Source organism: Parabacteroides sp. ASF519 (assembly GCF_000364265.2).
Lineage (GTDB): Bacteria > Bacteroidota > Bacteroidia > Bacteroidales > Tannerellaceae > Parabacteroides > Parabacteroides goldsteinii.
In genome coordinates this window covers 5,860,489-5,874,670 of record NZ_AQFV02000006.1, presented here as the reverse complement: position 1 = coordinate 5,874,670, position 14,182 = coordinate 5,860,489, and the positions used below count along the sequence as shown (strand labels likewise).

Here is a 14,182-nt window from a genome sequence, read left to right as displayed (position 1 = left end):
CCATGAATAGTTTTTATGCCGCTTCTTCTGAGAATTTTTTTCAGGATGTAAAGCAGGGTCGCTTTCAGCAATTGATGATTGAAAATGCATCCCGTCAAAATATAAATGTAGGTGAGGCAGAGCAACGTTCCTATAAAGCAAGTGGTCAAAAAATAAAGGAATTGTTGAAGGCCGGCAGGATAAAAGACGTATATCTCGTCTTTGAATTGATGGTCCCTTATTCCGGGTGTCGGATAGATTGTATGATATTCGGGTGTGATTCGGAGGATGGTAAAAATGTCATGCACATTGAATTAAAGCAATGGAGCGAAGATGGTATATTTCCTGCATCCAGTGCCGGAAATTTTGTGGAGGCGTATACCGGAGGAAAAATACAAACAGCTGCGCATCCTTCGCAACAGGTGAAAGGTTATCATGGATATCTGAAGGCGTTTGTGGAGGCGGTAAGTACGGATAGTTTGAATTTACAGGGGTGTGCTTATTGCTTTAATTATATAAGGAAAGACGATGACGGAGTTTTGTTTAATCCGAAGTTTGATGTATTGCAGGAAGAGTTCAGGACTTATGCTGCCAACGAAAAGGATGAACTGGCAGGTTTATTGCATACTCTTTTTTCGCATGGAAGCGGAGAAGCCGTGTTTAATGAGTTTTGTTTCAGTCCGCTGTACCCTTCGGTCAATTTATTGGAAAACATAAGTGATATATTGACTTTAAATGATAAATTGTCATTAGTAGGGAAGCAGATCGAAGCTCGTAATGATATATTAGCATATTTGCGTAATAGTGACAGGTACGGGAAGAATGTTGTGATAGTCAACGGAGGACCAGGAACAGGGAAAACGGTCATTGCTTTGAAAGTATTGGCAGAACTGTCGGCGAAAGGTAGATATCGTGTAATGTTTGCTACAAAGTCGAAACCTTTGCTGGAAGCTATAAAGTGTATGGTCGGGAGGCAGGAGGCCAATTTATTGTTTCATAATTTGAATGACTTTATACCGGCTCGCTGTATGGAAAATGGAGTCGATGTGTTGCTGGTGGATGAGGCCCACCGGATAGAGTTGAGCCCGAACAATAAGTATACGAAAAAGGATCATTGGACTGAGTTGTCTCAGATTGAGACTCTTATTCGTGCAGCTCGCTCCTGTGTGTTTTTCATTGATGATCGTCAGGCTATTCGTCATTCAGAGATAGGGAAAACGGGTTTGATAACGTCTTGTGCACAAACCAATCACTGTAAAATTGAAAATATAGTTTTGGAATCCCAGTTCCGTTGTAACGGTTCGGATAATTATTTGAATTGGTTGGAGGATGTGTTATATCCCCGGACGGCTTCCTGTTCATTTTCCGCAGAAGAGTATGATTTTAGGATATTTGATGATCCAGCTGAATTATATCGGGCTATTAGGGAGAAGAATAGTGAACCGGGTATGAAGGCTCGTTTGACGGCTGGGTTTTGTTGGGAGTGGTCTGATCTGAAAAAGACAGGTTTGGTCATTAATAATGATATTAAAATAGGTACATTTCACATGCCATGGGAAACCCATATGTCTGTAACGGATCGAAGACATCTTCCCGAAGGTTATTGCTTTTGGTATGAATGGGCTTATTCTCCTTATGGCATTAAGCAGGTGGGATGTATTTATACGGCCCAGGGTTTTGATTTTGATTATATAGGTGTTATTGTTGGTAATGATCTGAAATATAATGCCTCTGCGGATTCTTTGGATACAGAAATAACCGCCACCTATGATCCTGTATTGAAAAAAGACAGGAAGAATTTCGATACATATGTTCGTAATATTTACCGGGTATTAATGTCAAGAGGGATGAAAGGGTGTTATATTTATTGTGTGGATAAGGAAGTAGCTGATTATTTTAGGAGACGATTAATGTTGAAGGATTGATACTGTGAGTAGAAGTAGAAAACGAACTTTGGCTGCTATCCGTTTTCATTAAAAAACGGTTTACTTTGTTTTTATTCGGTTGCTTCCCGATATAATTCATCGTATTTCTGTACAGTGAGATTATCCAAATCACTGAGAGTCAGTCCAAGCTCAGAAAGATAAAAGCGAAAATAAAAGTTGCCAACCATAATAGATTTTCCTATACAATTGTAATAAATGAGTTTTTTATTCACTCCCTGTATTAATGCTGCTTGAGTGATAGACGCTATAACAGCCACGTATTCACCTTTTTTATTGAATACAATTACTGCCCTTTTTGATTTATTATCCGGTTGACTCATGCTATGTTTTTTTAGTGATTAATATAAATTGCCGGTACTAAGTTAATAAAATAAATTATATATATAGTATTTGATTTGTAACCTGTTTGTTTATAGCTTGTTATGGCTGTAAACGGTAACCATGAAGATGCTGTTTTTCGGAAAATGAGATTTCGAAATATTATAAGACAGGCATAAAAAACTTTTACCTTTGAAGTGAAATAATTAATGTAAAAGCAAAATGAAAACAGTGAAAATGAAAAGTGAAAGCAGTCGCTCCTGGTTTGAAAGACAACATATTCTTTCAATGGAAAAATATATTTCTAAAGAACAATATCTAGGAAAAGACATGTCGGAAATAATTGAAGAAGTTAATGAAAATCTTTACAGGGGACAATTTCTTGGAATAGAACATTCATATTCAAAAGCCTTAGAAATATTTTTTAAAGAGAAAGTTCAGGATAGCAGGGATATTATATTTTGGTGGAATGAGACTTTTTTTCATCTGAATCTTTTGCCGGGAACACGTGCGGGCAAAAGAGATGAAAATGATGGATCTATTCTTTTTATGATTGAAAAGATATCTTTTACCCAGGAACCTCTTTTTACATATGTCCTATTACAATTGGAACCTAATCTTCAATTGGATATAATTGATACTTATGAGCGGTATACGGCTAAGGATATCAGGTTTAAAATTTATAGTCGTTCTAAATTTAAGATTGATGGTACTGTAGAACGGGTACCGTGTAGCAATACATGCGAAGCTATTAATGAATGTTTGCAACTAAAACGTATTCCGGAAGTAACTTATCGTTTTCGCTTGTCTGATTCAAAGGAGAAAATGGATTTTAAAGGAGAAGGTGTTGATTATCGGGATTTATCTTTTGTAAAAAAATATCCGCATCTGTTCAATGATGATAAACTACCATATAAAGACTTGTTGCATTATATTGGTTATTTAGCGCCTGCTTGTCGGGATGCTTTTTTATTACAGTGTGCCGGTTTTTTTATGAAGGAGATTATGGATATTCAATATCGTGAAGGATTTCTGAAAAACATGAAAATTAGTACAGTTCATAGCCGGACTATCGTTGCAAGGAGAAAGTTAGAAGATATTTTATTGAGAGAGGGATTATTGGGTGGATGCGATTGAGGAATTAAAAGCAGACAAAGGTTTAGGACAGTAATCTTAGGGGGATTGTGGAGCACGAAGCTGCCAGAAAGCTACGGCAGCCGCAGCGGCTACGTTGAGTGAATCGACACCGGGCGACATAGGGATACGGACTACGTAGTCGGCTTCAGCAATTGTTTCCGGTGGAAGTCCGTCTCCCTCGGTACCCATCACGATAGCCAGCTGGGGTTCGGTTACCAGGACCGGATCATCAATGGAAATAGAGTTGTCCGTGAGCGCCATGGCTACAGTACGAAATCCCAATTTGCCCAAGTCACTGAGAGAACCATCCATCCAAGTCCATGGCACAAGAAAGACTGTTCCCATCGATACTCTGACCGCACGGCGGTTCAACGGGTCACAAGAGTTACGCGTCAGTAATACGGCATCGATTCCAAAGGCAGCTGCCGAACGGAAAATGGCACCGATATTGGTTGTATCAACAACTCCGTCGATAACGACGATGCGTCGGGCTTCCCGGCATACCTCTTCCATACTGCGTACCGCAGGGCGACGCATGGCACAAAGAACACCTCGTGTCAGAACATAGCCGGTCAATGTCGCTAGTAGTTCTCTGCTACCCGTATAAACAGGCAGATTACCACAACGTTCAATGATGTCGGAAGCATCTCCTGTGATATGTTTATGCTCACACAAAATAGCTAAAGGTTCAAAGCCTGCGTCCAAAGCTCTTGTGATAACCTTTGGACTTTCTACGATAAAAATACCCTTATCAGGCTCGATACGGTTGCGCAACTGAGCTTCGGTGAGGGTACAGAACATTTCAACACCGGGATGAGATAAAGAGGATATTTCGATAACAGGCATATTCTTATTTATAACTTTCGGTTAGACATACAATCGTTTTATTCATATAACAGGTCGTTTTAACAGGCATTAAACAAGTCTTTAATAAATAGCGACTTTGATGACACCGTCCAGTTTGTTTTCGAAAACACGATATGCCTCCTCTATCTCGTTCAACGGAAAGTGGTGGGTGATAAGAGGAGTGGTATCTATCTTACCTTCCTCAATCAGTCTGAGAATCTCTGCACAGTCACAGCCGTCTACTCCACCTGTTTTGAAAATCAAATTCTTACCATACATATCAGGTAAAGGGAAAAGCAGAGGTTTGTCGTAAAGAGCCACAATAGTGACTATCGCATTGGGACGAGCGCACTCCCACGCCATCCGGAAGCTATCTTCAGTTCCCGCCACTTCCAGAACAACATCAGCTCCGCCGTGATCACTGTTTTTGAGTACAAACTCTTTGCAGTTATCAGGTGTCGTTATCCGTACCTCGGGATAATGTTCACGGATAAACTGAATCCTCTCGGGAGACTTTTCACAGACAATGATACGCTTCGGATTCTTCAGCATCGAGCAGAGCAAAGTGCAAATACCGGTAGGACCGGCACCAATGATGAGGACAGTGTCTTTCTCTGTAATCTCTGAGATACGAGTTGCCCAGAAACCAGTGGCAAGTACATCACCGACAAACAGAGCCTGTTCATCACTGACCGTATCGGGGATACGATTCAGCCCTTGATCGGCATAGGGTACTCTGACATATTTCGCCTGTCCGCCGTCGATACGGCAACCTAAGGCCCAACCACCGTTGGGATCGGTACAGTTATTGACATATCCGTGGTGACAAAAGAAACACTCCCCGCAGAAAGTCTCGACATTCACAGTCACTCTGTCGCCGGGTCTGACTGATGTGACATCAGTTCCCACTTCCTCCACGACACCTACCATCTCATGTCCGATTGTTGTTCCGGGTACTGCACGCGGTACACTACCGTGCTTGATATGCAGGTCGCTGGTGCAGATGCTGCCAAGAGTCACACGTACGATTGCATCCCGTGTATCCGTAATTTTTGGTTCCGGTTTGTCTCGTAATTCAAATTTACCTTGTTCAATATATGTGTATGCAAGCATAATAATCTCTTTGTTAATTAATCGATTCTATCTACCGCAAAGATAGTTATTTCATCAACTGCAATCATGTGTTTCGAATGCCTTAATAATTATTGATGATATATGGAAATCGTTGGAAATTATTACCTATTTCCCGATGCAGCATATTTACATCACTGATTATCAGTGACTCTTCATTTTAATCGGTACAACCTCCGTTTTTACAAATACACAGAATGTAGGGACAAATGCAAACCGTTGTATTTCATTGTTTTGCATATACGTGTTGTACCGCCTCTTTTCAGCCATTTTGAGAATTGTCCGCTGTCAGATTCAACGTGTTGAATGATAGGTCATTTCCGCATGGATGTTACAGAACGCTTGTTGAATACAAAGGTAGTGTTTTTCTTGGAATTTCTGCGATTTGCGGTTGAATTTTTCGCTCCGAGTATTGGGAATGTTGATTCGTTTGGAAAAGTGTAACAAAACTAAATTATTCGCTTGGAAAAGTGTGGAATGGTGCCTATGTACTTTAATTTGTGGTTTTGAATCTTACTGTATTATACCTTATCTGATATAATAATGTTGGTGGAAAAATTAATTATACCCCTTATGGTATAATGTGAGATATTTGTATTAACTTTGCACCCGAAAAGGTATAAACGAAGTGCAAACCGAGTGAAGAATCAAATTATTTGATTTATTCCGAGGTACAGCCTTTATTGTGAAATCTTGGATTTTAAACGTTTGATGCTTATGAATAATCTCTCTACTACGGTCAAGATGCTGCGAAAGCAATATAACCTGACGCAAGAAGAACTTTCCTTGAAGTCGGGGGTAGGATTGCGTTTTGTGCGAGACCTTGAACAGGGAAAGGAAACGCTGCGCCTTGATAAGGTAAATCAGCTTCTTGATTTCTTCAATTATGAAATGGTTGCTATTCAGAAAAATAATAATCAATGAGACAAGCCCATATATTTTATAAAGCCCAGTTGGCTGGGATTTTGACAGAAAACGATGCAGGATATGAGTTCCGTTATTTGCCGGAATATCTCTCTTCGGAAACGGCAAAGGCTGTTAGCCTTACATTGCCTTTACAAGCAGATGCATACACAAGTTCTGTGCTGTTTCCGTTCTTCGATGGTTTGATACCTGAAGGATGGCTGCTGGATGTTGCATTGCGGAATACAGACATCAGTATTCTTGACCGAATGTCATTGTTGTTGACCTGTTGTAAAGATTGTATCGGAGCGGTAAGCGTTGTTCCTATGGAAGAAAAGGAGGTGAACCATGTGTAATTGTCTGTATTGTTATCGTCCGCTCCTGAAGGGGGAAAAGGATATGCATCAGGCTTGTATAAAGAAATTCTTCGGTACAACAACATTGCCTGTTCTTGATTATACGACGGAGCAATTAGACCAGCTTGCTCTGCAAATCATTCAAGACCAAACCTCTTTGACAGGTGTCCAGCCGAAATTATCCTTGCATCTGAATGAGCATGATGGTAGCAAGCGATTGACTATTGTCGGGCTATGGGGCGGTTATATCTGTAAACCTCAGACATCACAATATGAAATGATGCCGGAGGTCGAGGATTTAACCATGCACCTTGCAGAGGTAGCACGTATTGAGGTGGTTCCTCACACGCTGATGCGAATGGCGGATGATTCGCTGTGCTATCTTACCCGCCGGATTGACAGAACTTCTGCCGGAGAGAAGACAGCAATGGAGGATATGTGCCAATTGACGGAAAGGCAAACGGAGCATAAATACAAGAGCAGTTATGAACGTATCGGTAAGGCTGTTTTGAAATACTCGTCTTTGCCCAAAATGGATGTTACCAATTTCTTCGAGTTAGTACTTTTCTCTTGGCTGACAGGTAACAACGATATGCACTTGAAAAACTTCTCTTTGTATGAGGCAGCGGATAAAATACGTTTGACTCCTGCTTACGATTTGCTAAATGCGGTTATCGTTAATCCCATGGATGATGAAGAGTTGGCATTAACCTTGAACGGTCGGAAGAAAAAGCTTCAAAGGGAGGATTTTTTCAAATCGGCAGCTACTTTGGGTATAGAGAATGTAATTGTAGAACGACTGATAAATAAGTATGTCAAGCTATTGCCTAAGTTTGAGACTGTCATTCAAAACTCTTTCCTAAGTACTGAGCTAAAAGAAAAGTATTGCGAATTGTTGAATGAACGATTTACGAGGCTTTCACAGGGATTGTAAGTTGGCTTCTTGGCTATATGGAAAATTTGATGTATTTTTGTTTGCAATTTAATGAGTATAAATCGAATGTTAGTGTCGAATAATCAACAAATAGTGATGAATAGGATTAAAGTCGTGCTTGCAGAAAAGCAAAGAACTAATAGATGGTTGGCAGAGCAAATGGGTAAGTCAGAGAATACAATTTCAAGATGGTGTTCAAATAAGTCGCAACCATCTATTGCCCAATTACAGGAAATCGCAAACTTGTTGGATATTGATGTGAGAACACTAATAACTCCCACAAAGTAAGTAATATGGGCAAATTGTTGAAATATATTGCAGAAGAAACACAAGGGGCTTGTTTTACCTCATTCAAATACTGTTATGACACAATAATTGCGCCTGCTATTGAGTATGGTGAAGCGGAAAAGGAATATATTAACTTAAAAGAGTATGCTGAGGATGTTCATGATCCTAAACCAAGAGATATGCAACAAAGAGCCGCAATTCTCATGAATGGTGCGCCATTGTTTAAATATTTCTTGGATGGGTCTCGTCGGGTGTATAAAGTTGATGATATTCAGTATGACAAGAAAGTGTTCCCGATTGTAAGCGGACAAATATCTGTGGCATGTTGTAGCAGAGATATGAATGAGGATAATACATTTAAGAGTTTTCATCATGTTTATGAAGAATCATATCCGGTGCTTTGTTTGCCAGTAACTGCTAATGGGGAAGGAATAGACAATTATGTGTTTTTCCGTAACCTTTGTAATAAACTAAATGGTCTTCCACAAATGATAAATGCAGGGGTACAACTAGATAAAATTTTATATTACCCGACCAAACTTGAAGGCCATGAAACTTTTGAAAATAAAGGGATAGCAAAAATACAAGACGAGATGATAGAATGCGAAAAGCGTATTGTTTCACATCTTGTGAGTAAAAACCTTTTGAATCAAGACTGCTATTTGATTAAAGATGGCTCAATCCAATACAAACCTATGAAAACAGGGGATTTCAAAGAGCTAGCTCATATTCGTAATAACTATCGCCATGTTATTGGGGTTTCAAAAAAGTTTAATCCGAACTTGATGAAAGACAATAAAGACCAAAGTAGTGCAGGACAAATAGCCCGATTACCGCTTTATCATCGCACTCCAGCGTTCCTTTGGCAGCCAGGAGAACAGTGGGGCAATGTAAATTTTGCAATTTGGTATGTTCGTGTCAGAGATATTAGCAAAACTGAATCTCCATATGCAGGTATTCTTAAAGTGGAGAAAATGCTTATGACCGGTAAAGAGGCTGAGTATGGTTTATCTACGGATGAAATAGATTCTATTACAGCCAATCTTATTAATGAGCGTAACCCTGTATGTTATGGTACAGACGCAAGATGGGCAAATCATCTTTATCCAGTATATATGACCGAATGCTACTGTAAAAGCTGCTTTAAAAGTGATTATTATTTTTTGAATTTATTCTAATAAGTATGGATACAATCGGAAAGGTTATTGCTACCGAAAAGCAACCTTCAACAATAGAGACCTTTACATTTTGGACTAAAAAAGATCTAAAATTGAAGCCTTTTGATGTGGTAGTTGTTGAGCACATTAATAACTCAAAAACATTTGGAGTCATTGAGGAAATTTCTCATATGACAGATTCACCAAGTGCATTGGCTGGTTTTATCTCAAGTGATTTTGGAGATGTTGAATCCAAATCATACACCGATCGCATAGGCATGAACTATGTGATGTGTAAGGTTGTTGGTAATGATAAGGATGTATATATTCCTGTACAAGAGGGAAAGAAAGTATATTTGGCAACAGCAGCGGAAATCAAGATGGCACTTGGTTTAGACCAAGTAAAAAATCCTATTCCGGCAGGTTACATTAAAATGTATGAAGGTGCAAACGAACAGATTTTGCCTGTCAACTTTAATTCTCACTTTTTAATTGGTCCGGAAGGTGCGCATTTGAATATTTCCGGTATCTCAGGATTAGCATCAAAAACTTCATATGCGATGTTCTTAATGAAGGCAATCCAAGATACCGCAATGAAAGGAAATAAGGAATCTGTTGCTTTTGTTATGATGAATGTCAAGGGAACAGATTTATTGAAAATAGACGAAATGAATGAGCGTGAAAATGAGTTGGAAAAGATTCGAAAAGTCTATGATATATTGGGTTTAGAAATGTCTGCTTTCAAACAAGTAAGTTATTATTATCCATACTCGAAGGATTTTACGTCTTACACCTACGAAAAGCAAGCAACAATTCAAGATCGTTTGCAAACTCAAAAGGCATTTCAATATAAGTATCTATTTGAAACGGATGAAGATAAAGAATGTTTAGATCTCTTGTTTGCCAATGTAGATGACCCTAATGATACAATAGAGTCAATCATAAACTTCATAATCTCCAATGGAGGAAAATTTAATGGGGTTGAATGTTGGGAAGATTTCAGACAAGCTCTTTTGGAACAGACACAAAGTCAAGGAAAGAATGCTGGAGCAGGGAAAGAAATTTCTGTTCTAAGTTGGCGGAAATTCTATCGACTTTTCAATAAAAGCTTTCAGAAATGTCGCCAGATGTTTACAGAAAAATTGGGGAATGATGGTAGAAGTGTTCGTCTAAGAGATAAAATAGCCCAAATCAAGAAAAATGATATAATGGTAATTGATGTGGCGAAATTGGATGAAGAATCTCAAGGGTTTGTTTTTGGAGATGTTATGCGTGCCGTATATAATCTCAAGTTAGGCTCATCTAAGCGTTCTGACGAAGACATACCTGATAGAATTGTGATTTTTATTGATGAGTTGAATAAATATGCCTCCAATGATGTGCCAAAATCATCTCCGATTTTGCGTCAACTACTTGATATAACTGAACGAGGTCGTTCTTTGGGGATTGTTTTGTTTGGTGCAGAACAGTTCGTAAGCGACATTCACAAACGAGTAAAAGGTAATTGTGCTACACAAGCGTTTGGTCGTACAAATGCCATTGAGATAACAAAAGAAGATTTTCGTTTTGTCCCACAAGTTTATAAAACTATGTTGACTCGACAGAAGCAAGGCGAATATATTATTCAAAATCCAGTATTCCGTTCTATGCTAAACGTAAACTTTCCATTACCAATCTACAAATACTATGAATGATAAGGTGAATACAGCCCCTCAAATAGGTAAGGATGTCATAGAATCTTTGACTCTTGGCATGTATGAAGATTGTAGATTTATCTACAGAGAATACATTCAAAATGCAGCAGATGCGATAGATAAAGCCATTGATTGCGCTCTTCTCAAAAAAGGAGAAGAGGCAATTCATGTGAGAATTGATAAGGACAAAAGAAGTATATCTGTTCAAGATAATGCTACTGGTATACCCAAGGATAAGGTAATGGCTATATTACGAAATATTGCACATTCAACTAAAAAGCGAGGTGAAGATAAGGGATTTCGTGGTATTGGTCGTTTAGGAGGGCTTGGCTATTGCTCAAAACTAATTTTTGAGACTTCATATTATGGAGAGCCAATTAAATCCATCATGACTTGGGATGCAAACCTCTTGAAGAATATTATTAATGATCGTGAAAATAGTGAAGAAGCAACAGAGGTTCTTTCTAAAGTAACTAAAGTAGAAACTGAAAAAGAAAGCGATGATGCACACTATTTTAATGTAATTATGGAAGATGTATCATCTGACGAATTGCTTGACATAGAAAGCGTCTATGATTATCTGTCTATGGTTGCTCCTGTTGATATTTCATCATCTTTTATCTTTCGCCAAAAAATAAATGACTTCAAAAAAGAAAATGGTTTGACGGTTGACACTTATAACATTTTTGTCAATGATGACCAAATTTATAAACCATATACTGGTGCTATTTACGAAGACAATAATGGAGGGAAGAAAAAAGTTGATGACATCATAGATGTGAAATTCTTGATGGCGAAAGATGATAATGGTTCAATCATTTATTGGGGATGGTATTCTATTTCTACCTTGAAAGGGCAAATGAAGCCAAAGAATTTAGCTCGAGGTATACGTTTACGTAAAGAGAACATTCAAATTGGAGATGAAGAAATTTGTAAGAAATTCTTTGTTAAAACCGAAGATCAACGATTCTCGTTTTACTACTTCGGCGAAATTCATGCGCTTAGTAAAGGGTTAATACCGAACTCAAGACGAGATTACTTTGGTGAGAGCAAAGAATGTATTGAGTTTGAACAAAAAATTCGGCAAGATTTTCTTAAGCTCAAAGAGCTCTGTTATGATGCTCAAAAATTACGTTCAAGTACATCGACAATCGCCAAAGGAGAAGAATTAAGGGCAACTATTCAAGAAAAGGAAAAAAATGGTTATACTAGTCAAAAAGAACGAGATGATTTGCACCGTCGTTTAGAGGAGCAAGAGAAAAAAGAAGAACAGGCTCAAAAGCAATTGGATAATGTAAAGGCAAAGATTTCCTCAAAGGATTCGCCATTAAAGTCTGTTCTTGAGCATTTTGAGACACCAGCATCTCCAAAGAAAGAAGTAAAGTATTCTAAAAAAAATACTATAGAGACAAATAAAGAAAGTAAAACCCGATATAGGACAGATAAGCCCATCTACTCTAGATACTCAAAAAACGAGAAGAAGTTGATTGGCAAAATTTACACTGCTATCGGTAATGCAATTGCTGATGAACGCTTACGTGAAGCGCTCATTAGCAATATAGAAGACCAAATAACGAAATGAATAGGAATATACTCTTATTAGAGCCTAATTATAAAAACAAGTTTCCGCCCATTGGTTTAATGAAGCTAGCTACATATTTCCGTTTAAGAGGTGATAATGTTGTTTTTTATAAGGGGGACTTGACAGAATTTTTAATTAATGATATAACAAATGATTGTGTTGAAAAACTCAATCAAATGGATAATACTATTAACTGGAAGTTACGTTCAGATAAGATTGCTACCTATATTAAGTATCGTAGAAAAACAGATATAGATAAAATAGGACTTGAAGACTCTGCTTATGATATCTTATTAGCTCCATGGGTTGACTATTACAAAGATTATTATCACAAGAAGGAATATCTTAAAAATCCTAAGTGGGATTGGATAGGTGTTACCACATTATTTACATTCTACTGGGATATAACTATTGAGACTATTCTTTTTGCGAAGGGATTGGTTAAGGATGTGAAAAATATCATGGTAGGTGGGGTATTGGCATCTATTCAACCCAAGGAAATAGAAAATGCAACAGGTATAAAACCCCATTGTGGAACACTTCATACTCCTTATAAGGATATTGATGATGACAATCCATATGTAATCGACGAATTACCTTTGGATTACTCTATACTAGAAGAAATAGATTATGAATATGTAGATGGTAGGGCATTTTTTAGCTACGCAACACGTGGCTGTATTCGTAAGTGTCCATTTTGCGCAGTACCGATTTTGGAACCACAGTTTCAGCCATACCTCCCTCTGAAAGATAGAATAGAACGAACAAGAAGATTGTACGGTGATCAACAAAATCTTTTGTTGATGGATAATAATGTGCTTGCATCAAAAGATTTGTCTACAATTATTGCGGATATTCGTTCATGTGGATTTATTCCAGGTGCAAAATATATTGAGCCTAACCAATATGAGATAGCAATTCGTAATCTTCGTTTAGGAATGAATGACCGTGGATATATTCGAAAATGCTGGAAGCTCCTTAAAGATATTAATGAGATGAAACGTCTTAATGAGGAGATCAGAACGCACATCTATCGATTGAGAGAAGAAAATGGTTTGTTGCATCCTATAACCTGTACTAAAGATGCGCTAATTCGGACTTACAAAAATTTTGCACCATATTTTGAAAAGAAATATGCAAATCAGAAAGGGCGCAATCGTTATATTGATTTCAACCAAGGCGTAGATGCAAGGTTGTTTACGGATGAAATTGTCTCTTTGTTGGCGCAAATTCCTGTTCGTCCATTACGTATTGCATTTGATGATATCAAAACGGAAAGAGCATATACAAGTGCATTAAAAATGAGCGTAAAATATGGTATTAAAGATTTCTCTAATTATCTTCTTTACAACTTCAAAGAGAAGCCAATAGATCTTTACCATAGAATGCGAATAAATGTTGACTTATGCGAAGAATTAAATGTTAGTATTTATTCATTTCCGATGAAATATCATCCAATCAGAGATGAACATAGCCATGATCGAGATTATATTGGCAAACATTGGAATCGTAAATACATACGTGCAGTACAAGCTATTTTAAATGCAACAAAGGGGAAAATTGGACGAGGTGTATCATTCTTTGAGAAAGCGTTTGGTAAAAACGAAGATGAATTTATGGAGTTATTAATAATGCCTGAAACATTTTTACTATTCCGTTTTTTCTTTGAACACTTGGGTTATACTCAAAAATGGAGAAACGAAATGTCTACATTGACTAATGAAGAACGTGATATATTGTATCCAATTATATTCAAAAACGATTTTAATCATATTGAAGATTTAACGAATAATCCTAAATTATTGCAGATTCTTCAATATTATAAAAACTATAGAAGTGAAATAGCAGACGAAAATTCAGAGTTATATAAATTGAAAAAGGAATATGACGAATTACGTAAAAGTTGATTGT

Annotated in this window: 13 protein-coding genes; 10 read left to right on the top strand and 3 right to left on the bottom strand. The window is 37.7% G+C overall.

Features of this window, described 5'->3' with window-relative positions; translation table 11 throughout:
• The first annotated feature begins 2 nt into the window (after positions 1 to 2).
• Positions 3 to 1,904 (top strand): DUF2075 domain-containing protein, encoded by a 1,902-nt coding sequence (locus tag C825_RS23590; RefSeq protein ID WP_010800426.1) that lies wholly within the window; start codon positions 3 to 5, stop codon positions 1,902 to 1,904.
• A gap of 71 nt (positions 1,905 to 1,975) precedes the next feature.
• Here the strand turns inward: C825_RS23590 and C825_RS23585 are convergent, their stop codons facing one another.
• Positions 1,976 to 2,245: a hypothetical protein gene (locus C825_RS23585; RefSeq protein ID WP_007654037.1), complete on the bottom strand. Its 270-nt coding sequence runs from the start codon at positions 2,243 to 2,245 to the stop codon at positions 1,976 to 1,978.
• Between the two features lie 220 nt (positions 2,246 to 2,465).
• Here C825_RS23585 and C825_RS23580 point away from each other — a divergent pair, with 220 nt between their 5' ends.
• Positions 2,466 to 3,380: a hypothetical protein gene (locus C825_RS23580; RefSeq protein ID WP_010800425.1), complete on the top strand. Its 915-nt coding sequence runs from the start codon at positions 2,466 to 2,468 to the stop codon at positions 3,378 to 3,380.
• A 36-nt stretch (positions 3,381 to 3,416) separates the two neighbouring features.
• Here C825_RS23580 and C825_RS23575 read toward each other — a convergent pair whose 3' ends face one another.
• Both C825_RS23575 and C825_RS23570 read right to left on the bottom strand, forming a co-directional pair.
• Entirely contained in the window at positions 3,417 to 4,226 is an 810-nt protein-coding gene (locus tag C825_RS23575) for a TrmH family RNA methyltransferase (RefSeq protein WP_010800424.1), read from the bottom strand.
• A gap of 81 nt (positions 4,227 to 4,307) precedes the next feature.
• Positions 4,308 to 5,339 (bottom strand): alcohol dehydrogenase, encoded by a 1,032-nt coding sequence (locus tag C825_RS23570; RefSeq protein ID WP_010800423.1) that lies wholly within the window; start codon positions 5,337 to 5,339, stop codon positions 4,308 to 4,310.
• Between the two features lie 735 nt (positions 5,340 to 6,074).
• Between C825_RS23570 and C825_RS23565 the strand changes: the two genes are divergently transcribed.
• From C825_RS23565 to C825_RS23530, 8 genes are all read left to right on the top strand, one after another.
• Entirely contained in the window at positions 6,075 to 6,281 is a 207-nt protein-coding gene (locus C825_RS23565; RefSeq protein WP_010537094.1) for a helix-turn-helix transcriptional regulator, read from the top strand.
• Positions 6,278 to 6,616 carry a HipA N-terminal domain-containing protein gene (locus C825_RS23560; protein WP_010800422.1) on the top strand — a complete coding sequence of 113 codons (339 nt, stop codon included), beginning with the start codon at positions 6,278 to 6,280 and terminating at the stop codon, positions 6,614 to 6,616. The genes C825_RS23565 and C825_RS23560 overlap by 4 nt, the downstream gene beginning before the upstream one ends.
• Positions 6,609 to 7,550: a HipA domain-containing protein gene (locus tag C825_RS23555; RefSeq protein ID WP_010800421.1), complete on the top strand. Its 942-nt coding sequence runs from the start codon at positions 6,609 to 6,611 to the stop codon at positions 7,548 to 7,550. The genes C825_RS23560 and C825_RS23555 overlap by 8 nt, the downstream gene beginning before the upstream one ends.
• Positions 7,551 to 7,622: 72 nt before the next feature.
• Positions 7,623 to 7,838, top strand: coding sequence for a helix-turn-helix domain-containing protein (locus tag C825_RS23550; RefSeq protein ID WP_081615960.1), 216 nt, complete (start codon positions 7,623 to 7,625; stop codon positions 7,836 to 7,838).
• 5 nt (positions 7,839 to 7,843) lie between these two features.
• Positions 7,844 to 9,016, top strand: a complete 1,173-nt coding sequence (locus tag C825_RS23545; protein WP_010800419.1) for a hypothetical protein — start codon at positions 7,844 to 7,846, stop codon at positions 9,014 to 9,016.
• A gap of 5 nt (positions 9,017 to 9,021) precedes the next feature.
• A complete protein-coding gene (locus C825_RS23540; RefSeq protein WP_010800418.1) occupies positions 9,022 to 10,689 on the top strand; it encodes an ATP-binding protein in 1,668 nt (555 codons plus the stop codon).
• Positions 10,682 to 12,271 carry an ATP-binding protein gene (locus C825_RS23535; RefSeq protein ID WP_010800417.1) on the top strand — a complete coding sequence of 530 codons (1,590 nt, stop codon included), beginning with the start codon at positions 10,682 to 10,684 and terminating at the stop codon, positions 12,269 to 12,271. The genes C825_RS23540 and C825_RS23535 overlap by 8 nt, the downstream gene beginning before the upstream one ends.
• The gene (locus tag C825_RS23530) at positions 12,268 to 14,178 is read left to right on the top strand and encodes a hypothetical protein (RefSeq protein WP_010800416.1); all 1,911 of its coding nucleotides are present in this window, start codon (positions 12,268 to 12,270) and stop codon (positions 14,176 to 14,178) included. Before C825_RS23535 ends, C825_RS23530 begins: the two co-directional genes overlap by 4 nt.
• Positions 14,179 to 14,182: the final 4 nt, after the last annotated feature.

What these genes read in the sequence shown, in the direction of transcription:
- C825_RS23590 (WP_010800426.1), top strand. Translation starts at nt 3, where the DNA reads ATGAATAGTTTTTATGCCGCTTCTTCTGAGAATTTTTTTCAGGATGTA.
- C825_RS23585 (WP_007654037.1), bottom strand. Translation starts at nt 2,245, where the DNA reads ATGAGTCAACCGGATAATAAATCAAAAAGGGCAGTAATTGTATTCAAT.
- C825_RS23580 (WP_010800425.1), top strand. Translation starts at nt 2,466, where the DNA reads ATGAAAACAGTGAAAATGAAAAGTGAAAGCAGTCGCTCCTGGTTTGAA.
- C825_RS23575 (WP_010800424.1), bottom strand. Translation starts at nt 4,226, where the DNA reads ATGCCTGTTATCGAAATATCCTCTTTATCTCATCCCGGTGTTGAAATG.
- C825_RS23570 (WP_010800423.1), bottom strand. Translation starts at nt 5,339, where the DNA reads ATGCTTGCATACACATATATTGAACAAGGTAAATTTGAATTACGAGAC.
- C825_RS23565 (WP_010537094.1), top strand. Translation starts at nt 6,075, where the DNA reads ATGAATAATCTCTCTACTACGGTCAAGATGCTGCGAAAGCAATATAAC.
- C825_RS23560 (WP_010800422.1), top strand. Translation starts at nt 6,278, where the DNA reads ATGAGACAAGCCCATATATTTTATAAAGCCCAGTTGGCTGGGATTTTG.
- C825_RS23555 (WP_010800421.1), top strand. Translation starts at nt 6,609, where the DNA reads ATGTGTAATTGTCTGTATTGTTATCGTCCGCTCCTGAAGGGGGAAAAG.
- C825_RS23545 (WP_010800419.1), top strand. Translation starts at nt 7,844, where the DNA reads ATGGGCAAATTGTTGAAATATATTGCAGAAGAAACACAAGGGGCTTGT.
- C825_RS23540 (WP_010800418.1), top strand. Translation starts at nt 9,022, where the DNA reads ATGGATACAATCGGAAAGGTTATTGCTACCGAAAAGCAACCTTCAACA.
- C825_RS23535 (WP_010800417.1), top strand. Translation starts at nt 10,682, where the DNA reads ATGAATGATAAGGTGAATACAGCCCCTCAAATAGGTAAGGATGTCATA.
- C825_RS23530 (WP_010800416.1), top strand. Translation starts at nt 12,268, where the DNA reads ATGAATAGGAATATACTCTTATTAGAGCCTAATTATAAAAACAAGTTT.